The sequence below is a fragment of the Paracoccus sp. SCN 68-21 genome, assembly GCF_001724535.1.
Classification (GTDB): domain Bacteria; phylum Pseudomonadota; class Alphaproteobacteria; order Rhodobacterales; family Rhodobacteraceae; genus Paracoccus; species Paracoccus hibiscisoli.
Genome location: NZ_MEES01000009.1, coordinates 1 through 21,199 on the forward strand (window position 1 = coordinate 1; position 21,199 = coordinate 21,199).

The window sequence follows — 21,199 nt, forward strand, 5'->3', positions numbered from 1 at the left end:
TGTTCAAAGCCCTTGGTGACATCTGCAGCATGTTCTCACCCGAAGAATGCTGGAACTACTTCCACGCTGCAGGCTATGTGTCAGGTTAAAAGCGAAATGGTCTAGCGGTTCGCATCCTCGATCAGGCGGCGATGGCGGCGCGCCTCGGTCAGCGCCTCCTCAAAGCGGGTGATGCCCTTGGCCTCCAGCGCGGGGATCAGGCGCAGGAACGCCTCGGCGGTCGCGATGGTGTCGCCCATCGCGGTGTGGCGGGCCTCGGGCGGGATCGCGATGCCAAGGCGTTCAGTCAGCGCGTCCAGCGAATGCACCTCGGACTGGCCCCAGACCATCGCGGACAGAACCACCGTGTCCAGCACGCGGTTGTCGAACCGCGCCCCTGTCTCGGCCTCGGCCCGGCGCAGAAAGCCCATGTCAAAGGGCGCGTTATGCGCGATCAGCACGCTGTCGTCGCAGAAATGCCGGAACGCGGTCAGCGCCGCCGTCAGGTCTGGCGCATCCGCCACCATCGCGTCAGTGATGCCGTGGATCGCGGTCGAGGCGGGCGGAATGGGTCGTCCGGGGTTCACCAGCGTCTCGAACCGCTCTCCGGTCAGGCGGCCGCGCGCCAGACGCAGGCCGGCGATCTGGACGATGCGGTCGCGGTCCTCCAGCCCGGTGGTCTCGGTGTCAAAGACCACGCAGGTCAGATCGGACAGGCGCGACGACGCAGCCCCCCGCGCCGCCAGCGCGAAATCATAGGTGACGCCCGCGCCATCCGCATGCCCCTGCGCCAAGGGCAGTGGCATGACCAGACGCGCGGTGGCCCCATCGGCCTCGGGCCAGAGGCCGGTGCCGTGCCGCGCCAGGATCTCGGCCCCGGTCAGGCCGGGCTGGCCGGGATCGGGCGCCTCTTCCAGCCAGCCCTCCAGCTGGCCGATGGGCACTGGCGCCCCGGTCCATTCCAAGGCCAGCCGCATCTGCCCCGGCTGATCGGGATGGACCGCCATCCGCGGCACATGGCCCAGGGCGCGCACCTGCGCATCCAGCGCCAGCAGCAGCGCGTTCAGCCCCGCCGCCTCGGCCTGAAAGACCAGCGGCAGCAGCGGCTCGGCCCAGGTCAACCCGGCGGTCAGTTCGGCCAGCGTGGCCGTGTCGCCCGGCGCATCCGTGGCCAGGATCTGGGACAGGGTGCGCGTGGCCTGGGCCAGCCCCTGCCCCTCGGCCCGGATGGCTGCGGCCAGGGCGGGCGGGATCGGCCCGTCCAGCGCGTCCAGCATCGGCACCAGGGTCGCGGCATGGCGGCGCAGCGCCTCCAGCGTGGCGCGGGGGGCGGGGCGTTCGACGGCGCGGTCGCGCAGGATCAGCAGCAGCCCCCCCTCGACCGGGCGCAGGCGGCCCTGCAGGCGCACCCCCTGCGCGGTCAGGCATGACAGGTCGGTCGCCTGCGCCCCCGCCGCCAACCGCATCCGCGCGGCGATCAGCGCCCCCGGCGACAGGTGGCCCCCAAGATCGCGGTCCAGCGCCAGGCCGGGCAGCAGCCGCGCCGCGCTGGCGTTGTAGAACACCACCCGCCCGCGCGCATCGGCCATGACCGCGCCCGCCCCGAAATCCGCCAAAATCGATTCGAGGCTGGCCTTTTCGCGCATGATCTCGGCCGCGTGGCGGTCCAGCGCCAGCGCCAGCGCCTGATCGGACCGCTGCCGGGCCAGTGCCGCGTCGCGCGCGGCGGGCCCCAGATCGGCCAGATAGCGGGCCTGTTGCTGATCGGGCACGCCGCCCGTGCGCAGGGCACCGGCCAGCGTCTCGATGGGGCGGGCGACATTCTGGTCGAACAGGAACCACAGCCCGGTCAGCAGGCCGGTCAGCCCGAACCCCAGCAGCATGACCGCCTGCGCCAGCCCGTCGGTCCCCTGCCCCGCCCGCCACAGCGCCAGCCCCGCCACCACCAGCGCCAGCGCCAGCGTGCCCGCGAACAGCGCCAGGACGCGCCTGCGCATCAGGACAGCAGCCGGGCCATCTCGGCCCGCAGCTCGGCCAGCTCGAACGGCTTAGCGATGAACCCGTCGGCCCCCAGGGCCAGGCCCTTGCGGCGTTCGACGACCGATCCGCGCGCGGTCATCATCAGCACCCGCACCCCGGCCAGATCGGGGTCGGCGCGCACGTCCTGCACGATCTGATAGCCCGAGACATCGGGCAGCATCACGTCCAGCAGCACCAGGTCGGGCCGGGTGTCGCGGATGCGGGCGACGGCCCCCTTGCCGGTGGCCAGGCGGTCATGGCGGTGACCGTCCCGCGTCAGCAGGAAATCCAGCGCGGTGGCGATATTGTCCTCATCCTCGATCACCAGGATGTCAGCCATTGGAACCTCCTGCGGGGCAAACGGTGGCAAAGGCGGCGTCGTCGCCCGCGGGCATCCAGTCGCCGCGGGCGGGCCGGATGCGGGCACCCGAACAGTCGAAATCCTGCGGCACGATCACGGTCTGGCCGCGCCGTTCGACCAGCATGATCGGCGCGCTGCGGGTGCCGTCGGCAGCATCGGTGATCTGACCGGGGTCCAGCGCTGCAAAGCGCACCTCAACCGGCGCCAGATAGGTCCAGGGCGCCCAGACCTGAGAGGCGCGGCCCACGACCAGCACCTGCGCCCCCTCGGGCAAAGCGGCGCGGGCGCGGTCGAACCAGGCATAGTCGTTCCACACAGAATAGCTGACCATCGACAGGCCGATGCCCGCCGTCAGCAGCCAGGGCGGCGGCGACAGCCCCGCCTTGCGCGCCGCATGCATGCCCGCGTAAAGCACCGCAAAGGCGCCGACCGCCACCGCGATCACCCCCAGAATATCGGCCCCGATCCCACTCATCCCAGCATTCCCTTGCCATGTCCCACCGCCGACTGCATGCCCCTCACCACGACAAAGGCGTCGCGCAGGTGGCTGCGTTCGAAATCCGACAGATCCGCCGGTGAGAGGTAATTGTCGGGCTTGCGCCCCGCGCGCACCAGATGCGCCTGGTTCTCCAGCCGCGCCGTCTGGATCAGGTCATAGGCCGCGATCAGGTCCCGCGCCCCCGTGGCCGAGATGACGCCGCGCGTCTCGGCATCCTCCAGCCGGGCGCGGGTGTTCACCGCCGCGATCCGCCCCTGCAGCGCATAGACCCGCGCCAGATCGGCCACCGGGACCACGCCGTTATGCTTCATGTCGATATGGTGGCGGTGCTCTCCGTGGCGGATCGTGGCAAAGCCCCCGATCAATCCAAGCGGGGGCCGATGTTTCAATGAATTTCCAATCATATGCGCGACAAAGATCGAATTCTTCGACGCCGCCTCCAGCGTCCCCGTCTGCAATCCGTCCAGCAGCGACGCATCACCCCCGATCGCGCGCAGGTCGAACATGACCGAGGCCAGCATCTGCGCCTCGGGGCTGGGATGGCGGGTCCAGTCGTCGAAATAGTCCTGCCAGACCTCGACCGGCTGGCACCAGCGCGGATTGGTGGCCATCATGTCGCCGGGGCAATGGACATAGCCGCAGGCGTTCAGTCCGTCGCTGACCCGCCGCGCCAGACGCGTGAACCACGGATCGCGCGGGTCCGCCCCCGGCCCCAGGATCAGGCAGTTGTCCTGATCGCTGACGCCGGTCTGCTCCTGTCGGCCCTGGCTGCCGCAGGCGGCCCAGCACCAGGGCGCAGGCGCGGGACCCAGATCGGCGGCGGTCAGGTCCAGCAGGCGGCGCGTCACCGCATCGGCGATGTCGGTGATCATGCGGGTGACGATCTCGTGGCGCTGGCGGGCCTGCACCAGCTGGACCATCAGTTCGGGGATGCGGGCGGTCACGGCGGCCATCTGGCCCACATCGCGGGCCTTGGCGACCTCGCGGATCAGGCCTGCGGCGGATATGGCCTGCACCCGCGTCAGATCGGTCTGGCTGACCATGCCGACGAAACGGCCATCCTCGACCACCGGCAGATGGCTGATGCGCCGCTCCAGCATGGCGTTCAGGACGTCATAGCCCAGGGCCTGCGGCGCCAGCGTGATCGGGTCGGGCGTCATCACCTGGGACACCGGCTGGCGCATGTCGCGCCCCTCGGCCACGACGCGGTTCGACATGTCGCGGATGGTGACCAGCCCGATCAGGCGCGTGCCCTCGGTGATGCCCAGGCTGCTGACGCGGGCCTCGCGCATCAGGCGGGCGGCCTCAATGATGGGGGTGTCGGGGGAACAGCTGACGGGTTTGCCCGACAGCAGCTCTCCCACCTTGAGGCGCGCCAGGTCGCTGCCGCGATCGACCGGGCCCCGGCCCCGGTCAAAGAACCGGCCCACCGCGCGATGTTCGGCGATGAGGCGGATCACCTCGGCGCGGGGCAGCATCAGGATCACCGCCGGTTCGATCACGCGAGCCGAGGTGACGGCCACCCCGTCGCGCAACAGCCCCCGCTCGCCAAAGGAATTGCGCGGGCCCAGCTGGGACACGCTGTCGCCGTTGCGGTCGGTCACGGCCACGCGGCCGGTCTCGATCAGATACAGGCCCGGCAGGCGGTCGCCGAATTCATAGATCACGTCGCCTGCGGCGAAGGACCTGCGGCTGAAGGAACCGGCGACCCGCGCCAGCTCGTCCCGCTTCAGGCTGTCATAGGGATGCACGGTGGCGATGAAGTCGACGGTGGCGTCGGGCATCCGGGCTGACCTTGTGCGAGGGGGTGCCGCGCCCCCGATGGGGACGCGGCAAGGGTATCAGTGAGAGATCGCGCCGCCCGCACCGCGCGGAACGCGGATCGATTCGACCAGCTCCTGCACATGGGCCGGGGGCCGCTTGCTGATCGCCGAGACGCCGAAGGCGACGGCAAAGTTGATCAGCGCGCCGATGGTCCCGAACGAGGCCGGCGAGATGCCGAACAGCCAGGCATCGGGCGTGTCGGGCAGGAAGTTGGTCCCCGCCACGAAGAAGATCCCCTTGTAGGCGAAGATATAGAGGATCGTGGACAGCATGCCCGCGATCATGCCCGCGATGGCGCCTTCCTTGCCGACGCGGCTAGAGAAGATCCCCATCATCAGCACCGGGAAGATCGAGCTGGCCGCCAGGCCGAAGGCCAGCGCCACGGTCTGCGCCGCAAAGCCCGGCGGGTTCAGACCCAGGATCGTGGCTACCAGGATCGATGCCGCCATCGAGATGCGCGCCGCCATCAGTTCGCCCTTTTCGCTGATGTTGGGCATCAAGGTGCCCTTGATCAGGTCGTGGGACACGGCGCCCGAGATCGCCAGCAGCAGACCCGCCGCGGTGGACAGTGCCGCCGCCAGGCCGCCTGCGGCGACGATGGCGATGACCCAACCCGGCAGGTTGGCGATTTCGGGGTTTGCCAGCACCATGATGTCGTTGTTCACGGTGGTCAGCTCGTTGCCCACCAGGCCCTGCTCGGCGATGACCGCCGCGACGGGGGCGTTGGCCGCGCCTGCCTCGTTATAGTACTGGATCAGGCCGTCGCCGTTCTTGTCTTCCCAGTTCAGCAGGCCGGTGACCTGCCAGTTGCGCATCCACGCCAGATCCGGCGAGGTCTCGATATCGGCCAGCGAGACGGCAGGCTGGCTGAAGGTGTCGCCCTGCTCGGCGCCCGGCCACATGGTCGCGGTCAGGTTGAAGCGCGCCATCGATCCGACCGCCGGGGCGACCGTATAGAGCAGCGCGATGAAGACCAGCGCCCAGCCTGCCGACTTGCGGGCATCGGAGACCTTGGGCACGGTGAAGAAGCGGATGATCACGTGCGGCAGACCCGCGGTGCCGATCATCAGCGCCATCGTGAACAGGACCATGTCCAGGGTCGAGTTGTGGTGCTCGGTATAGGCGCGGAAGCCCAAGTCGGTCACGAGACCGTCCAGCTGCGCCAGGAACGCCACGCCCGATCCCTCATGCGTGCCGAACAGGCCCAGAGGCGGCAGGAAGTTGCCCGTCAGCTGCAGCGAGATGAACACCGCCGGGATCGTATAGGCGATGATCAGCACGACATACTGCGCGACCTGCGTGTAGGTGATGCCCTTCATGCCGCCAAGAACGGCATAGCAGAACACCAGCGCCGCGCCGATCCACAGGCCGGTCGCGTTCGACACCTCGAGATAGCGCGAGAAGGTGACGCCCACGCCGGTCATCTGGCCGATGACGTAGGTGATCGAGACGATCAGCAGGCAGATCACGCCGATGATGCGCGCGGTCGGCGAATAGAAGCGGTCGCCGATGAATTCCGGCACGGTGAACTTGCCGAATTTCCGCAGATAGGGCGCCAGCAGCAGCGCCAGCAGCACATAGCCGCCCGTCCAGCCCATCAGGTAGGTCGAGTTGTCATAGCCCGTGAAGGCGATCAGACCCGCCATCGAGATGAAGGACGCCGCCGACATCCAGTCGGCCGCGGTCGCCATGCCGTTCATGACGGGACCCACGCCGCGGTTGGCGGCGTAGAATTCTGCGGTGGATTTCGCCCGGCAATAGATGGCGATGCCGATATACAGCGCGAAGGACGCCGTGATGAACAGAAGGTTCAGGGTAAACTGGCTCATGGCTGTTTCCTCACTCGTCCACGCCGTGTTCGGCGTCCAGGCGGTTCATGCGCCAGGTGTAGAAGAAGATCAGCGCGATGAAGCACAGGATCGACCCCTGCTGCGCGAACCAGAAGCCCAGGTCCGTGCCACCGACCGAGATGCCCGACAGCAGCGGCCTCAGAACGATGCCGAAGCCGTAAGACACCAGCGCCCAGATCGCGAGGCAGATGTAGATAATGCGTAGATTGGCCTGCCAATAGGCATTCGAGGATTGTCTGTCACTCATGTCTCTAGGTCCCTCCCTGTTCAGACATGTCTGTCACTCCGCCCTTGTCTTGTTCCTGCCCGACCCCGGCGGCGGGTCCGGGCGGGCTTGCGGGGGACGCGGACGCCCCCCGGCCCGTCGTCAGCCGCGATTCATGCGGTTGGCAATCAGATCGTCCACGACCTCCGGCTCGGCCAGGGTCGAGGTGTCGCCCAGGGTGCCGTGGTCGTTCTCGGCGATCTTGCGCAGGATGCGGCGCATGATCTTGCCCGAGCGTGTCTTGGGAAGGCCCGGCGCCCATTGGATCAGGTCCGGCTTGGCGATGGGGCCGATCTCGGTGCGGACCCATTTCTCCAGGTCGGCGCGCAGCTCATCCGTGGGGTCGACGCCGTTCATCAGGGTGACATAGGCATAGATGCCCTGCCCCTTCATCGGGTGCGTATAGCCCACGACCGCGGCTTCGGCGACCTTTTCGTGGGCGACCAGCGCCGATTCGACCTCGGCGGTGCCCATGCGGTGGCCGCTGACGTTGATGACGTCATCGACGCGTCCGGTGATCCAGTAATACCCGTCCTCGTCGCGGCGGCAGCCGTCGCCGGTGAAGTAGTACCCCGGATACTGCTGGAAATACGCCTCCTCAAAGCGGGCGTGATCGCCCCACAGGGTGCGCATCTGGCCGGGCCAGCTGTCCGCGATGCACAGCACGCCCTCGGCCGGGTCACCCTGCTGGATCTCTGCCGTTGCCGCGTCCAGGATCACCGGCTTGACCCCGAAGAAGGGCACGGTCGCCGATCCGGGCTTGGTCTCGGTCGCGCCGGGCAGCGGCGTGATCAGGTGGCCGCCGGTCTCGGTCTGCCACCAGGTGTCGACGATGGGGCAGCGGCCTTGGCCGACATGTTCGTTATACCAGTTCCACGCCTCGGGGTTGATCGGCTCTCCGACCGTGCCCAGGATGCGCAGGGACGACAGGTCGTGTTTCTCGACCCATTCCGGCCCCTTGGCCATCAGGCTGCGGATCGCGGTCGGCGCGGTATAGAACTGGCTGACCTTGTGCTTGGCGCAGACCTCCCAGAAGCGGCCGGCATCGGGAAAGGTCGGCACGCCCTCGAACATGATCGTGGTGGCGCCATTCGCCAGCGGGCCATAGATGATATAGCTGTGGCCCGTGACCCAGCCCACATCCGCCGTGCACCAGAAGACGTCGCCGTCCTGATAGTCGAAGGTGTATTGATGCGTCATCGCGGCATAGACCAGATAGCCGCCGGTCGTGTGGACCACGCCCTTGGGCTTGCCCGTCGACCCGGAGGTGTACAGGATGAACAGCGGGTCCTCAGCCCCCATCGGGCGCGGCGGGCAATCGGGCGCAACCTCGGCCATCATTGCCTTGACGTCGACATCGCGGCCCTCGACCCAGGTGGTCTGGTCGCCGGTATGCTTGACCACCAGGCAGCGCACCTTGTCCGAACAATGCAGCAGGGCCGCGTCGGCGTTCGATTTCAGCGCCGTCCGGCGACCGCCGCGGGGGGCGCTGTCGGCGGTGATGACCACCTTGGCACCGCAATCGTTGATGCGGTTGGCCAGCGCATCGGGCGAAAAGCCCGCGAACACGATCGAATGGATCGCCCCGATCCGCGCGCAGGCCAGCATGGCATAGGCCGCCTCGGGGATCATCGGCAGATAGATCACCACCCGGTCGCCGCGCATCACGCCCTGCGCCAGCAGGACGTTGGCCATGCGGTTCACGCGCTCGGACAACTGGGCATAGGTGATGTGCTCGGCCGGGGTCGCGGGGTCGTCGGGCTCGAAGATGATCGCGGTCTGGTCGGCACGCGTCGCCAGATGGCGGTCGATGCAGTTGACCGATGCGTTCAGGACGCCATCCTCGAACCACTTGATGCTGACCTGGCCCAGGGTGAAATCGGTGTTCTTCACCCTGGTGAAGGGCGTCTGCCAGTCCAGGCGCATGCCCTCGCGGGCCCAAAAGCCCTCGGGGTCGCGCATCGATTCGTCATACAGCCGCACATAGTCCGCAGGCCCCGCATGCGCCTGTTCCAGACCTGCCGGAATGGGATGTTTGCGAATGTTTTCAGCGGTCATGAGATCCCCCCTCGTCGTCGCCGTGATGCGGCCCGATGCGCATCCATGGGATGCAGACCGCCCTTGGGGGTATGTTAATCACATTTCCTTAATTCTGTTAAGTCATTTTTTATAAACGGAAAATTTGTAAATACGTTGACCGATGATCAGTCCGTTTTGTAAATTCCTTCACAAGGCTCGACTAGGGCCACGCTGTCGGCCAGAGCGGCCCGCACCGCGGGCGACGCGCCCGTCGCCAGAACCCGCGTGCCGCGCGGCCCCATCCGGTCGGACAGATCGCGGATCATCTGCGCGCCGCTACGGTCGATCAGGGTCACCTGTGCCATGTCCAGCACCAGCAGCCGGGGCTGCGCGTTGATGCGCGCCAGCACCCCCTCGATGCGCGCGACCGAGCCGAAGAAGACCGGCCCCGACAGGTGGATCACCATGTGGTCGGGGTCCTCCTCGGGCAGCGTGGCGGGCGGATGCGCCATGCCCTGATGCGCCATCCGCGCGATGAACAGCAGCCCCGTCAGCGCCATGCCGATCAGGATGCCCATGATCAGGTCGTGCAGGATCACCCCCAGGAAGGTCGCGGCCATGATCCCGGCCTCGGCCCGGTCGATGCGGATCAGGCTGGCGATGGCGTGCCATTCGATCATCTTCCAGCTGACCAGCATCAGCAGGCCCGCCAGCCCGGCCAGGGGAATGGCGCCCACAAGCGGCGCGGCCAGCATCAGGAACGCCAGCAGCAGCCCCGCATGGATCATGCCCGATGCGGGGCCACGGCTGCCGGCCTTCACGTTGGTGGCGGTGCGCGCGATGGTGCCTGTGGTGCAGAAGCCGCCGAACAGACCCGCGCCGATATTGGCCAGGCCCTGTCCGATCAGCTCGTCATCGGGGCGCATGCGGCTGCCCGACATCTGGTCGGCGACCATCGCCGACAGCAGCGATTCGATGGCCCCCAGCAGCGTGAAGGCCAGCGCAAAGGGCAGCGCGGCCTGAACCGCCGCCCAGTCCGGCATCGGCAGGATCGGCATGGGCAGGCCCGAGGGCAGCGCCCCGAACCGGTCAAAGACCGAGGGCGCGGGCAGGATCTGCGCCATCAGTGTCGCGGCCACGATGCCGACCAGCATCGCGGGCACGCGCGGTGCGAACCGCTGGCAGGCCAGGATGACGGCGATGGTCAGGGCCGCAATGGCCGCCGCGGCGGGGGTCAGCGTGTCGCGGACCTGCCACAGCGCGGCCAGCTTGGGGATCAGCAGGCCCGGCTCGGGCGCGGCGGGGGTCAGGCCCAGCAGGTCGCGCAGCTGGCTGGCCGCGATGATCACCGCGATGCCCGCCGTAAAGCCCACGATCACCGGATAGGGCACCAGCCGGATGACGCCCCCAAGGCGCAGCACGCCCAGGGCCGCCAGCATCAGCCCCGACAGCATCGTGGCCAGGATCAGCCCGTCCACGCCGATCGCGGCCACGCATCCCGCGACCAGCACGATGAACGCGCCCGCAGGTCCGCCGATCTGGTGGCGGGTGCCGCCCATGGCGCTGACCAGGAAACCGCCGACGATGGCCGTCACCAACCCCCGGTCGGGGCCGACCCCGCTGGCGATGGCGATGGCCAGGGACAGCGGCAATGCCACGATGGCGACCGTCAGGCCCGCCTGCAGATCCCTGAGATCGATGGAAACATCCAGAAAAGCAGGACGATAGCCCATGGGACATCCTTGCATGGCCGGGGCCGAGGTTGCCCCCGGCCCCGGCCCCTTGTCAATGACCGCTGCCCTATTGCGGGCGGTCCATCCGGGCATAGACGCAGACCCGTCCGCGCACGCCCTGAGACCAGTTCAGGCGGATCTGGCGCTTTGTGTTGCCCTGTTCGACCTGCACCACGGGGCTGGCATCCAGCCGCGTGCCATTGGAGGTCAGCAGGTTGGTCTCGGTCACCACCGACTGCACCGAACGCGCCCATCCCTGGAACGGCAGACCGGTCAGATCGGGTGACGACCAGGTTGCCGCCGCAGTGTTCTGGGTCATCTGGATCATCAGCGGGTTCGCGACATAGGTGTTGACCCCGTTGAAGGTGTTGGCCTCGAACTGCAGGTTGCGCATGCCGTTATAGTTCAGATCCGCGATCGAGGTGTCGACCCGGTCGATCCGCTGGATATTGCCGAACAGCGCCTTGAAGACATTGCCCACCACGTTCAGACCCTGGATGAAATGCCCGTTGCCATAGGGCTTGACCGTGATCCAGGTGAACCAGGGCACGGTGTTCGAACACAGGAACGTGTTGCCCGTCAGGGTCAGGCCGCCAAAGCTGAACTCGGACCCGGTGAAGTTCGGAAAGGCGCTGTGCTCGTTCGTCCATTCGATCGACGCGTTATCGACGTAATTGCCCGTGACGGTGGTCTGGACGTTGGGCTGGGTCAGCACCAGGCCTGCATAGCGCAGCCCCTCGCCCGAGCCGTCGCCCTGGAACCAGTGGTTGCCGGTGATGATGTGCCCGCCGCCATTGGCCACCAGGAAATGCGCGAACCGGACAAAGCGGTTGTTGCGGATCTTGATGTCGTTGGCGTTCACGTTGATCGCGACGGTGGTGCGCTGCTGGGCGGGCAGGTCCATGTCGTTGGACAGGAACTGGCAGTTGTCGACCAGCAGATCCTGGCAGCCGCGCCCGATCGAGGTGATGCCGCGATCCTTGGGCCGGGTGAAGTAGCAGTCCGAGAACTGGAACATCTCGCCCTGCGGGGGCAGCAGGACGGCGCTGGAGATGCGGTCGCAGCCAAAATCGATCTTGGAGAAGTTCAGGCGGCTAAGCTCTCGCACTCCGGAAAAGTCGAACAGATAGCGAAAGCGTTCGAAATTATAGGTCCGCGTGCCCGCCCCGCCGAACAGGGGCTGGGACAGGGTCAGGGTGCCTTGGGTCACGTTCTTGCTGTTGACATAGACCTCGCGGCCGACGCCGTTGCCGTTCACGCGGCTGCCGACCTCGATCGCGCCGACATTGGCCACGTTGCTCAGCAGGAAGGGTTGGTTCGGGGTATAGGTCGCGACGCTGGTGGTGCGGCCGGTTTCCCAGGCAGGCCCCGGCTTGGCCTGGATCGAGCCGTTCTGGATCACGCGACGGTTCGAGAACCCCTCCAGCGTGGGGGCAAGGTCGGCCAGGATCAGCGGCTCGTCCAGGTCGACACGGCGACCGCACAGGTCCAGCGAGATGTGATCGGTAAAGCCCATCAGCGCCTGCAGCGCCTTCTTCATGCCCAGGGTCTCGTCCCCGAAGGCATCGGCATAGGTCGGGAAATCAAAGCTGCGCAGAAAGGCCACGCGGGTTGCGGCGGGGGTGCTGATGCGGCCCTTGAACCGGATGCGGCTGTTGATCGAGATGTCGCCCGAGATGAAGAAATTGCCCGACGGCACGACGATCTGCCCGCCGCCCGCCGCGGAATCCGCCGCCAGAAAGGCCGCGCGGTCGTTGGTGACGCCGTTGCCCACGGCCCCGAAATCGCGCACGTCGACCCAGTCCAGCAGCGAAGGCACGAAGGCCGCGGTGATATCCTCGATGCGGATCGATTCGATGCGGAAGGCGCCGCCATTCGCGCCCACCAGATCCAGCCCGAAATGGCCATAGACCGGGCGCGTGCCCCAGGGCATGTCCACGCCCGCGCGGTTACCGACGCCCACGATGGCGCTGACCTCGACCACCTCGCCATAGTTGCGCAGGGACACGGTGCGGCCCACGGTGACCAGCCCCGACACCGCATTGCGCGACCCGTCGCCCGCCCAGCCCGCGATCTGCACCCCCGCCAGCGCGCCCGCCACCGCCTTGACCCGCGCCGACACGCGCAGATAGACGCCCGGGATCATCGGCGTCTCGCCCATGAAGCGGACGCTGGTGGTGGTCTGCTGCTTGACGATCTCCAGGCAGGCGCCGAAATCCTGGTCGGCGGGCACCAGGGCGGCATTGGCCGCCTGATCCCAGGTCGGGCTGCCCGACACGCCGGTGCTGCGCGACCAAGCGCCCAGACCCGCCCGGAACGCGGGTGGCATCAGCAGCAGCCCGTTGGTGATGGCAATGTTCATCGGCTATCCCTCCGTAACGGCATGGCGGGCGGGCCTGCGATGACCCGCCGTGATGTCCGAAGGAATAGTTGATGAAAGGTTAACGGTGCCTGAAGACAGCGCGCGCTGCAACGGCGCGATCCGCAACATCGCGGGTCGCGCCGTTGCGCCTTAGCCGTGGTTGAACACCAGCTTGCCGTCCAGCGCATCCAGGATCAGGCCGCGCGTTTCATCGACCCCGTAAAGCGCAATGAAGCCGCCAAAGCGCGGACCCTGATCGGCACCCAGCAGCACCTGGTACAGCGCCGCGAACCAGTCGCGCAGCGGCTCGAACCCGTGCTCTTTGCCGACGGCAAAGACCATGGATTGCAGCGCCTCGGGGTCTGCGGGCTGGTCCCATGCGGCCAGGCGGTCGGCCAGGTCCTGCATCGCCGCCCGTTCCACGTCCGTGGGGGCGCGGAACTGACGCGAAGGGGCCACGAAATCGGTGAAATAGCGCAGCGCAAAGCCTGCCGCCTGATCCAGCCCGGGATGCGTCTCGGGACTGGCGTCGGGCGCATAGCGCCGGATGAAGCCCCACAGCCCGTCCTTGTCCGCGGCGCCCGCGACGGACGCCAGATTCAGCAGCATCTGGAACGGGATCGCCATGTCCGATGCGGGCACGTCGCCGCCATGAATGTGCCAGACCGGGTTCGCCAGCTTCTGTTCGGGCGTCTGGTCGGGATAGGCGCGCAACTGCTGGTGGTATTCGTCCACCGCCTTGGGAATGACGTCCAGATGCATCCGCTTGGCCGTCTTGGGCTTGAGATACATGAAATAGGACAGGCTTTCCGTGGACGCATAGGTCAGCCAGTCGTCGATCGACAGCCCGTTGCCCTTGGATTTGCTGATCTTCTGGCCGTCCTGGTCCAGGAACAGCTCATAGGTGAAATGCTCGGGCTTCCGCCCGCCCAGGATCTCGCAGATGCGGTCATAGATGGGGGTGTTGGTGCTGTGATCCTTGCCGTACATCTCGAAATCGACGTCCAGCGCGGCCCAACGGGCGCCGAAATCGGGCTTCCACTGCAGCTTCACGTTGCCGCCGGTGACCGGCAGGGTGATCTCCTCGCCGTCCTCGTCGAAGGTGATCGTCCCGGCCTTGGCGTCGACATGCTTGATCGGCACATACAGCACGCGGCCCGTCTTGGGGCTGATCGGCAGGAAGCAGGAATAGGTCTGCTGACGCTCCTCGCGCAGGCTTGCCAGCATCACCGCCATGATGTCGTCATAGCGTTCGGCGGCGCGCAGCAGCACGGCATCGAACTGGCCCGACTTGTAGAACTCGGTCGCGCTGACGAATTCGTAGTCGAACCCGAACGTGTCCAGAAAGCGGCGCAGCATGGCGTTGTTGTGATCGCCAAAGCTGTCATATTCGCCGAACGGATCGGGCACCGACGTCAGCGGCAGCTGCAGATGCTCCTTGAGCATCTCCTGATCCGGGACGTTCTCGGGGACCTTGCGCATGCCGTCCAGATCATCGCTGAAACAGATCAGCCGGGTCGGAATATCGCTGATCTCCTGAAAGGCGCGGCGGATCATGGTGGTCCGCGCGACCTCTCCGAAGGTGCCGATATGGGGCAGCCCCGAGGGGCCGTATCCTGTCTCGAACAGGACATAGCCCTTTTCGGGGGGCTGTTTCTCGTACCGCTTGAGCACCCGGCGCGCCTCTTCGAACGGCCAGGCCTTCGAGGTCATCGCGGCTTCGCGCAGGGTGGTCATGGGCGGATCTCCTGTCATGGGTCCGGAACGCTTATTGAAAGCGCCACCGATCGTCAATAATTTGCACCCGAACGAAGCGGAGACCCCCATGACCATCGACCTGCCTTCCCTGTCCCCCTGCGACGCGCTGGTCGCGGTGATGGTGGCCGTGTCCGCGTCGGACAGCACGATCCGCACCTCCGAACTGGTCGCGATCCAGCGCATGGTCGATCATGCGCCGGTCTTTGCCGCCTATGACGACGACCGCATCCGCGCGATCAGCCAGACCGTGATGACGTTGTTCGATGAGGAGGACGGCATCGACGCGCTGTTCGGCCTGATCCGCGACGCTTTGCCCGAAAAGCTGTACGAGACCGCCTATGCGCTGGCCTGCGACGTGGGCGCCGCCGATGGCCGCCTCTACGAGGGCGAGGTCGTGATGCTGGCCGAGATCCGCGACCAGCTGAACATCAGCCGTCTGCATGCCGCCGCGATCGAGCTGTCGGCCCGCGTGCGCCACATGACCGTCTGATCAGGTCAGCCGGGCGGCAAAGCTGCCCAGCAGGTCGGCATGCACCGCCTTGGCCCGCGCGGTCCAGGTGCTGACGCCGGCGGGCAGCTCCTGCCCGATGGCGCGCTGGCGGCGGGCGGGATCGGTGCAGAAGATCGCAAAGACCCCCTGCGCGCCCGACGGCGCGGTGACATAGCCCGCCAGGTTCGACACGAAGTTCAGCGTCCCCGTCTTGGCCGCGATGCGCGGCGCGTCCGGGGCATCGGACAGCGGCTGGTCGCGCATCAGGCCCGCCAGGTCCAGGTCGCGCCCCGGCCCCGACAGGATGCGCGTCATCGCCCAGGGGCTGATGCGGCTGTCCCCCGACAGGCCCGAATGATCGGCCAGCCGCACCCCCTGCCCCGCATCGCCCAGCCAGACCCGCATCGCCTCGCCCGATCCGACCAGATCGGCCGCGCCGCTGGCATGCAGGCCGATCGCCTCGGCCGTGAGGTTGGTGGAATAGCGCAGCATGTCGCGCAGCAGCATCTGCAGCGGCGGGCTGTCGTGATGGGCCAGCACCGGCCCCTCGGGCGGGCGGTCCAGCACCTGGGGCGACGGCAGGACCAGCCCGCGCGCCCGGCACAGCGTCTGGAACACGTCGGCGGCATACAGCTCGGGCAGGCGCACGGGCAACCAGCGGCTGCCGTTCCGGCCCATCGCCGCGCGCGACACGGTCCAGTATTCCCGCTCCAGATCATGGCGATAGCGGAACAGGTCGGCGTGATCGCCGGGCATGGCCGTCACGGTATAGGCGCGCGGCGACAGGGACGTGCCGCGGGCCTCGACGCTCATCTGATGCTCGACGCCGACGCGGGACCAGCCCAGATGGACCCGGTTGAAGTTCAGCATCATCCCCGAGACCGAGGGGTTGTAGGGCAGATGATCGGCCTGTTCGGGCGCGATTTCGGGAATGGCGGGCAGCGCGCCGCCCCAGATGCCGAACCGCGAGGGCGCGGGCAGGCCCAGCCCGGCCAGATCATCGGCCAGCCGCGCCAGATCGTCGGTGGTCAGCACCGGATCGCCCCCGCCCGCCAGGATCAGCATGTCGCCATCGCGGATGATCCGCGTGCGGAACCGGTGCGTGGGCCCAAGCCGGTCCAGCGCATAGGCGGCGGTGATCGCCTTCATGGTGCTGGCGGGCGCCAGGGGGGCGGCGGCCTGCCCCAGGGCCAAGGCCTCACGCCCGTCGGACAGGGCATAGGCCACGCGACCGGGCAGCGCCGCGCGCGCCACGATGCCGCGCGGATCGGGCGCGGGACGCGCGCGCGGGCGCAGATCCAACCCTTGGGCGGACAGGGGCAGCGGGGCCAGCGCGGCCCCCATCAGCGCCAGGAAACGGCGGCGGTGCAGGGTCATGGGGCGGCCCCCTCTCTCAACCGGGTGGAGGACATGCCGGACATCGGCAGGTTCAGCAGCACCCAGGCCGGCGCGGGCATCCCGGCCAGCAGGCGGGCGCGACCCTCAGGCAGGCGCGCGGCGCGCAGCACAGTCGCCGCGACCGACTGGCGTGCCGCCAGCCGCGATCCGGGCCGTGCCATCACCGCCAGGGGCACCTGATGCGCGATCTGGCGCCAGCGGTCCCAGTGGTGGAACTGGACCATGTTGTCCGACCCCATCAGCCAGACGAACCGGACCCCCGGATACAGCGGGGCCAGCGCCGCCAGCGTATCGGCGGTCTTGCGCAGGCCAAGCCGCGCCTCGATGTCGGTGGCGATGATGCGCGGATCGTGCAGCATGGCGCGCGCCGCCGCCAACCGCCCGTCCAGCGGCGCGGGGCCGTGCGTCTTCAGCGGATTGCCCGGAGAGACCAGCCACCAGACCCGGTCCAGGTGCAGACGGCGCAACGCGACGCGGCTGATCAGCAGATGGCCGTCATGGGCCGGATCGAAGGACCCGCCCAGAATGCCGATGCGCTGCCCAGGCCGCGCGAGGGGAAAGCCCGTCCGCATCCGGTCCGATTAGCGCAACCCGGCGCGCAGGCCAAGCAAGGGAATGGGGAAAAAGGGTCGGATCGCGATGCCAGGCACGCGGCCCGGCATCGCGGCCGTGTCACCGGATGGTGATGCGACCATCCGTATAGGGGGTATATCCACCCTCCTGCGCCGACAGATAATCGGCGACGACCTCGGCCAGGTCGGGGCCGAAATCATAGGCATTCTGGCCATTTTCGGCAAAGACCTGATAGCCGTCGCCGCCCCCGCGCATATAGTTGTTGGTGGCCACGCCATAGGTCGCGGTCTCGTCGATGGGCACCCATTCGCCGTCCTGCTGGACCATCACGTCGCTGATGCGGGCGCCGGATTCCGCCGCCGGATCGACGGTGTATTTCAGCCCGGCGACCTGGGCAAAGCGGCCCGCCACCTCCTCATACTGGCTGGCGCCATTCTCCAGCGCCGCGATCACGTCGGCCCCGGTCAGCTGGAACGTGGCCAGCACATTCTGGAACGGCAGGACGGTATAGACCTCGCCCATGGTGACCTCGCCCGCGTCGATCGAGGCGCGCAGGCCGCCACCGTTCTGGATGGCGATGGTCACGCCCTGATCGGCCACGCGGGCCAGCATGGCATCGGCGACCAGGTTGCCCATCTCGCATTCCTGGGCGCGGCAGACGTCGCGGTCGCCGTTGATCGAGGCGGCGGTGCTGGCCACGACCTCGTTGCGCATGTCGGCGATGGGGGCGGCCATCTCGGCCACGCGGGCGGCGATGGCCTCATCCTCGGGGACCGAGGCATCCAGCAGGATCGGCTGCCCCTCGACCGAGGTCAGCACGCCGGCATCGTCGAAGGTCAGCGTCAGATGACCCAGATACTTGCCATAGGCATAGACCTGCGCGACCGGCACCTGCGCGCCGTCCGGCCCGTCCACCATCGTCGGATAGGCGGCCGCAGCCCCCTCCATGTCACCCAGCAGGGTGTGGGAATGGCCGCCGATGAAGGCGTCGATACCCGGCACCTCGGCCGCCAGCTCCAGATCGCGCAGATAGCCGACATGGGTCAGCGCGATGACCTTGTCGACGCCCTGATCGGCCAGCTCGGCAGCAGCGGCGGCCAGGCTGTCGGCGTCGTCCTGAAAGATCACGTTCGGACCGGGCGAGGCGGTTTCCGGCGTGTCCATCGCCAGCGCAGAGACGATGCCGATGCGCTGGTCGCCCAGTTCGATCACGGTATGTTTGCCGATTTTGTCGGCCAGAACGTTCGACTGCGACACGTCGATATTGCTGGAGAGGACCGGGAAATCGACCCCGTCTGCCAGCACGGCCAGGCCTTCGGGTCCGTCATCGAATTCGTGATTGCCCACAGCCATGGCGTCATAGCCGATGGCATTCATGAACTCGACGACATCGGTGCCCTTGTAGGTCGTGTAGAACAGCGACCCCTGATACTGATCGCCCGCATCCAGGACGATGACATTGCCGCCCTCGGCGGTGATCTGGTCGCGCAATTCGTTGATCTTATGGGCGATCCGCGCCATTCCGCCGAAACACTCGCCCGCCGCGATCTGCTCTGCGTCGCAGGTGCTGTCGCGATCGCTGATCGGTTCGATCCGGCTGTGGACGTCGTTGGTGTGAAGGATGTGCAGCACGGTCTCGGCCTGCGCGGTTCCAGCGAACATCGCGATGGCAGAAGCGGCGGCAAGAAGGCGTCTGGTCATGCCTGATTCCCTATGTGGCCCTGTTGGTCAACCTGACCAGCTTGGCGCAGCCATGCCACCGGGTCAAATCATCCGGGTCCGATCATGGCAGAGGAACGCTGCGGAACGATGACGCCTTGACCGGATGCACCCGAACACGGCAAATGCGCGCATGCAGATCTACAAGGTGTTCCGACAGGCCGAATGGGCCCAGATGCAGCAGGACGGCCGCACCCGCGGCGCGCCCGTCGATCTGGCCGACGGCTATATCCATTTCTCGACCGCCGATCAGCTGGCGGTCACCCTGTCGCGTCATTTCGGGGGGGAGGACGGCCTGATCCTGCTGGCCTGCGATGCCGACAGACTGGCACCTGCCCTGCGGTGGGAGCCGTCGCGCGGCGGCGCGCTGTTCCCGCATCTCTATCGGGCGCTGACGCTGGACGACATCGCCTGGTCGCGCCCGCTGCCCCTGACCGAAACCGGCCATGACCTCGGAGTGCTGGAATGAGCGTGATCGAAAGGCTGGGATTGGCTGCGTTGCACCGCCTGGACCCGGAACGCGCGCATGATCTGTCGATCAGGGCGCTGGAACGGGGGCTGGTGCCGCTGCATGGCGGACCGGTCACGTCTGATCGGCTGACCGTTCGGCTGGCGGGGATCGAGCTGCCGAACCCGATCGGTCTGGCGGCGGGCTATGACAAGAACGGGCGCGTCATAGCGGCGCTGATGCGGTCCGGTTTCGGCTTTCTGGAGATCGGTGCGGCCACGCCCCGCGCGCAGCCCGGCAACCCCAAGCCGCGTCTGTTCCGGCTGACCGACCAGCAGGCGATCATCAACCGCTTCGGCTTCAACAACGAAGGCGCGGACGTGGTCGGCCGCAGGTTGGCCGACCGGCCCGCCGGGGTGCCCGTCGGCCTCAATCTGGGCGCGAACAAGGACAGCGAGGACCGGGCCGAGGATTTCGCCCAGGTGCTGCGCGTCGCGGGCCACTCGGCCGATTTCGTGACGGTGAACGTGTCCTCTCCGAACACCGAACGGCTGCGCGACCTTCAGGGGGCGGATGCGCTGGCCGCGCTGCTGGACCGGGTGCTGCGCGCGCGCGATGGGCTGCCCCGCCGCGTTCCGGTCTTCGTCAAGATCGCGCCGGACCTGACCGACGCCGAGATCGCGCAGATCGCTGCGGTGGCCCTGAATGCGGGGCTGGACGGCATCATCGCCACCAACACGACCCTGTCGCGGGACAAGATCACCGGCCCTCATGCCACGCAGGCGGGCGGATTGTCGGGGCGGCCGCTGTTCGACCGCTCGACCCGCGTGCTGGCCCTGCTGCATCGCCAGACGGGCGGCGCGATCCCCCTGATCGGGGTGGGCGGCATTTCGACGCCTGAGGACGCGTGGCAAAAACTGCGGGCCGGTGCGACGGCGGTGCAGGTCTATTCCGCGATGATCTATCAGGGCCTGTCGCTGGCGCCGCGCCTTGCGCAGGCCCTTGACCAGCGCCTGGCGGATGAGCGCATCACCCTGCCGGAACTGACCGGCAGCGGTACGGGCGACTGGCTTTAACGATAGTCCTCGAACCCCAGCAGCTGGTTCATGCTATGTGACGGTTCGGGACAACCCGCATCCCCGATCACGCGCGCCGGAACCCCCGCGACGGTCTTGCAGGACGGGACCTCGTGCAGAACCACGGAGCCCGCTGCGATGCGGGAGTGATGGCCGATGCGGATATTGCCCAGCACCTTGGCCCCGGCCCCGATCAGGACGCCGTCACCGATCTTGGGATGGCGGTCGCCATCCTCCTTGCCCGTGCCGCCCAGGGTGACGGAATGCAGCATGGACACGTCGTTGCCGACCGTCGCGGTCTCTCCGATGACGATGGAATGGGCGTGGTCGATCATCACCCCCGTGCCGATGCGCGCCGCGGGATGAATGTCCACGCCGAAGCATTCCGAGCACCGCATCTGCACGAAATAGGCCAGGTCCTTGCGGTCCTGCTCCCACAGCCAATGCGCCATGCGATAGGCCTGCAGCGCCTGGAACCCCTTGAAGAAAAGCAGCGGCTGGATCAACCGATGCGTGGCCGGGTCGCGGTCATAGACGGCCATCAGGTCCGCGCGGGCCGCATCGCCCAGATGCGGGGCATGGGCATAGGCGTGATCCGCGATCTCGCGCAGGATCTGCTCGCTCATCTCGCCCGAGGCCAGCTTCAGCGACAGCCGATAGGCCAGCGCCGCCTCAAGGCTTTGATGATGCAGCAGACCGGCATGGATCAGCGCACCCAGCAGCGGCTCGGCGGCGGCGGCGGCACGGCCCTCGTCGCGAAGCTGCGCCCAAATGGCGTCGCGATCCAGCGACAACGGTATCTTGTCGGTCTGCTGCATGTTCATCA

General features: G+C 67.6%; 17 protein-coding genes. 3 read left to right on the forward strand and 14 right to left on the reverse strand.

The features are described from left to right. Positions 1 to 101: 101 nt before the first annotated feature. The 10 genes from ABS73_RS04765 to ABS73_RS04810 all read right to left on the reverse strand — a co-directional run bounded on the left by ABS73_RS04765 (position 102) and on the right by ABS73_RS04810 (position 14,648). Positions 102 to 1,976 (reverse strand): 3'-5' exonuclease, encoded by a 1,875-nt coding sequence (locus ABS73_RS04765; protein WP_277024173.1) that lies wholly within the window; start codon positions 1,974 to 1,976, stop codon positions 102 to 104. Continuing rightward, a complete protein-coding gene (locus tag ABS73_RS04770; protein WP_136855837.1) occupies positions 1,976 to 2,338 on the reverse strand; it encodes a response regulator transcription factor in 363 nt (120 codons plus the stop codon). Before ABS73_RS04770 ends, ABS73_RS04765 begins: the two co-directional genes overlap by 1 nt. Continuing rightward, a complete protein-coding gene (locus ABS73_RS04775) occupies positions 2,331 to 2,834 on the reverse strand; it encodes a hypothetical protein (RefSeq protein WP_136855838.1) in 504 nt (167 codons plus the stop codon). Before ABS73_RS04775 ends, ABS73_RS04770 begins: the two co-directional genes overlap by 8 nt. Next, a complete protein-coding gene (locus ABS73_RS04780; protein WP_277024179.1) occupies positions 2,831 to 4,642 on the reverse strand; it encodes a DUF294 nucleotidyltransferase-like domain-containing protein in 1,812 nt (603 codons plus the stop codon). Before ABS73_RS04780 ends, ABS73_RS04775 begins: the two co-directional genes overlap by 4 nt. 57 nt (positions 4,643 to 4,699) lie before the next feature. Next, positions 4,700 to 6,511, reverse strand: a complete 1,812-nt coding sequence (locus ABS73_RS04785) for a sodium:solute symporter family protein (protein ID WP_277024182.1) — start codon at positions 6,509 to 6,511, stop codon at positions 4,700 to 4,702. Between the two features lie 10 nt (positions 6,512 to 6,521). Next, positions 6,522 to 6,779 (reverse strand): DUF4212 domain-containing protein, encoded by a 258-nt coding sequence (locus ABS73_RS04790; protein ID WP_277024184.1) that lies wholly within the window; start codon positions 6,777 to 6,779, stop codon positions 6,522 to 6,524. A 120-nt stretch (positions 6,780 to 6,899) separates the two neighbouring features. Beyond that, positions 6,900 to 8,855 carry an acetate--CoA ligase gene (acs, locus tag ABS73_RS04795; protein ID WP_277024187.1) on the reverse strand — a complete coding sequence of 652 codons (1,956 nt, stop codon included), beginning with the start codon at positions 8,853 to 8,855 and terminating at the stop codon, positions 6,900 to 6,902. A gap of 146 nt (positions 8,856 to 9,001) precedes the next feature. Next, complete coding sequence (locus tag ABS73_RS04800) at positions 9,002 to 10,549, reverse strand: SulP family inorganic anion transporter (protein WP_277024189.1); 1,548 nt, start codon at positions 10,547 to 10,549, stop codon at positions 9,002 to 9,004. A gap of 67 nt (positions 10,550 to 10,616) precedes the next feature. Beyond that, the gene (locus ABS73_RS04805) at positions 10,617 to 12,911 is read right to left on the reverse strand and encodes a glycosyl hydrolase family 28-related protein (RefSeq protein WP_277024191.1); all 2,295 of its coding nucleotides are present in this window, start codon (positions 12,909 to 12,911) and stop codon (positions 10,617 to 10,619) included. Between the two features lie 150 nt (positions 12,912 to 13,061). Beyond that, positions 13,062 to 14,648: a lysine--tRNA ligase gene (locus ABS73_RS04810; protein ID WP_277024192.1), complete on the reverse strand. Its 1,587-nt coding sequence runs from the start codon at positions 14,646 to 14,648 to the stop codon at positions 13,062 to 13,064. An 88-nt stretch (positions 14,649 to 14,736) separates the two neighbouring features. On the opposite strand from ABS73_RS04810, the gene ABS73_RS04815 reads away from it, so the two are divergent. Continuing rightward, positions 14,737 to 15,159, forward strand: a complete 423-nt coding sequence (locus ABS73_RS04815; protein WP_136855845.1) for a tellurite resistance TerB family protein — start codon at positions 14,737 to 14,739, stop codon at positions 15,157 to 15,159. Here ABS73_RS04815 and dacB read toward each other — a convergent pair whose 3' ends face one another. The 3 genes from dacB to ABS73_RS04830 all read right to left on the reverse strand — a co-directional run bounded on the left by dacB (position 15,160) and on the right by ABS73_RS04830 (position 18,831). Further along, positions 15,160 to 16,536, reverse strand: coding sequence for a D-alanyl-D-alanine carboxypeptidase/D-alanyl-D-alanine endopeptidase (gene dacB, locus ABS73_RS04820; protein ID WP_277024196.1), 1,377 nt, complete (start codon positions 16,534 to 16,536; stop codon positions 15,160 to 15,162). It abuts the gene before it with no gap. Next, entirely contained in the window at positions 16,533 to 17,129 is a 597-nt protein-coding gene (locus tag ABS73_RS04825; RefSeq protein WP_277024199.1) for a nicotinate-nucleotide adenylyltransferase, read from the reverse strand. The genes dacB and ABS73_RS04825 overlap by 4 nt, the downstream gene beginning before the upstream one ends. 100 nt (positions 17,130 to 17,229) lie before the next feature. Next, on the reverse strand, positions 17,230 to 18,831 hold the full coding sequence (locus tag ABS73_RS04830; RefSeq protein WP_277024201.1) for a bifunctional metallophosphatase/5'-nucleotidase: 1,602 nt from the start codon (positions 18,829 to 18,831) through the stop codon (positions 17,230 to 17,232). A gap of 151 nt (positions 18,832 to 18,982) precedes the next feature. Here ABS73_RS04830 and ABS73_RS04835 point away from each other — a divergent pair, with 151 nt between their 5' ends. Further along, entirely contained in the window at positions 18,983 to 19,318 is a 336-nt protein-coding gene (locus ABS73_RS04835) for a DUF952 domain-containing protein (RefSeq protein WP_277024203.1), read from the forward strand. Continuing rightward, on the forward strand, positions 19,315 to 20,373 hold the full coding sequence (locus ABS73_RS04840; protein WP_277024205.1) for a quinone-dependent dihydroorotate dehydrogenase: 1,059 nt from the start codon (positions 19,315 to 19,317) through the stop codon (positions 20,371 to 20,373). Before ABS73_RS04835 ends, ABS73_RS04840 begins: the two co-directional genes overlap by 4 nt. On the opposite strand, the gene cysE is transcribed toward ABS73_RS04840, so the two are convergent. Beyond that, a complete protein-coding gene (gene cysE / locus ABS73_RS04845; protein WP_277024207.1) occupies positions 20,370 to 21,197 on the reverse strand; it encodes a serine O-acetyltransferase in 828 nt (275 codons plus the stop codon). The genes ABS73_RS04840 and cysE overlap by 4 nt on opposite strands. Positions 21,198 to 21,199: the final 2 nt, after the last annotated feature.

What these genes read in the sequence shown, in the direction of transcription:
- ABS73_RS04800 (WP_277024189.1), bottom strand. Translation starts at nt 10,549, where the DNA reads ATGGGCTATCGTCCTGCTTTTCTGGATGTTTCCATCGATCTCAGGGAT.
- ABS73_RS04775 (WP_136855838.1), bottom strand. Translation starts at nt 2,834, where the DNA reads ATGAGTGGGATCGGGGCCGATATTCTGGGGGTGATCGCGGTGGCGGTC.
- ABS73_RS04835 (WP_277024203.1), top strand. Translation starts at nt 18,983, where the DNA reads ATGCAGATCTACAAGGTGTTCCGACAGGCCGAATGGGCCCAGATGCAG.
- ABS73_RS04805 (WP_277024191.1), bottom strand. Translation starts at nt 12,911, where the DNA reads ATGAACATTGCCATCACCAACGGGCTGCTGCTGATGCCACCCGCGTTC.
- ABS73_RS04825 (WP_277024199.1), bottom strand. Translation starts at nt 17,129, where the DNA reads ATGCGGACGGGCTTTCCCCTCGCGCGGCCTGGGCAGCGCATCGGCATT.
- ABS73_RS04840 (WP_277024205.1), top strand. Translation starts at nt 19,315, where the DNA reads ATGAGCGTGATCGAAAGGCTGGGATTGGCTGCGTTGCACCGCCTGGAC.
- cysE (WP_277024207.1), bottom strand. Translation starts at nt 21,197, where the DNA reads ATGAACATGCAGCAGACCGACAAGATACCGTTGTCGCTGGATCGCGAC.
- ABS73_RS04785 (WP_277024182.1), bottom strand. Translation starts at nt 6,511, where the DNA reads ATGAGCCAGTTTACCCTGAACCTTCTGTTCATCACGGCGTCCTTCGCG.
- ABS73_RS04830 (WP_277024201.1), bottom strand. Translation starts at nt 18,831, where the DNA reads ATGACCAGACGCCTTCTTGCCGCCGCTTCTGCCATCGCGATGTTCGCT.
- ABS73_RS04780 (WP_277024179.1), bottom strand. Translation starts at nt 4,642, where the DNA reads ATGCCCGACGCCACCGTCGACTTCATCGCCACCGTGCATCCCTATGAC.
- ABS73_RS04770 (WP_136855837.1), bottom strand. Translation starts at nt 2,338, where the DNA reads ATGGCTGACATCCTGGTGATCGAGGATGAGGACAATATCGCCACCGCG.
- acs (WP_277024187.1), bottom strand. Translation starts at nt 8,855, where the DNA reads ATGACCGCTGAAAACATTCGCAAACATCCCATTCCGGCAGGTCTGGAA.
- ABS73_RS04765 (WP_277024173.1), bottom strand. Translation starts at nt 1,976, where the DNA reads ATGCGCAGGCGCGTCCTGGCGCTGTTCGCGGGCACGCTGGCGCTGGCG.
- ABS73_RS04790 (WP_277024184.1), bottom strand. Translation starts at nt 6,779, where the DNA reads ATGAGTGACAGACAATCCTCGAATGCCTATTGGCAGGCCAATCTACGC.
- ABS73_RS04815 (WP_136855845.1), top strand. Translation starts at nt 14,737, where the DNA reads ATGACCATCGACCTGCCTTCCCTGTCCCCCTGCGACGCGCTGGTCGCG.
- dacB (WP_277024196.1), bottom strand. Translation starts at nt 16,536, where the DNA reads ATGACCCTGCACCGCCGCCGTTTCCTGGCGCTGATGGGGGCCGCGCTG.
- ABS73_RS04810 (WP_277024192.1), bottom strand. Translation starts at nt 14,648, where the DNA reads ATGACCACCCTGCGCGAAGCCGCGATGACCTCGAAGGCCTGGCCGTTC.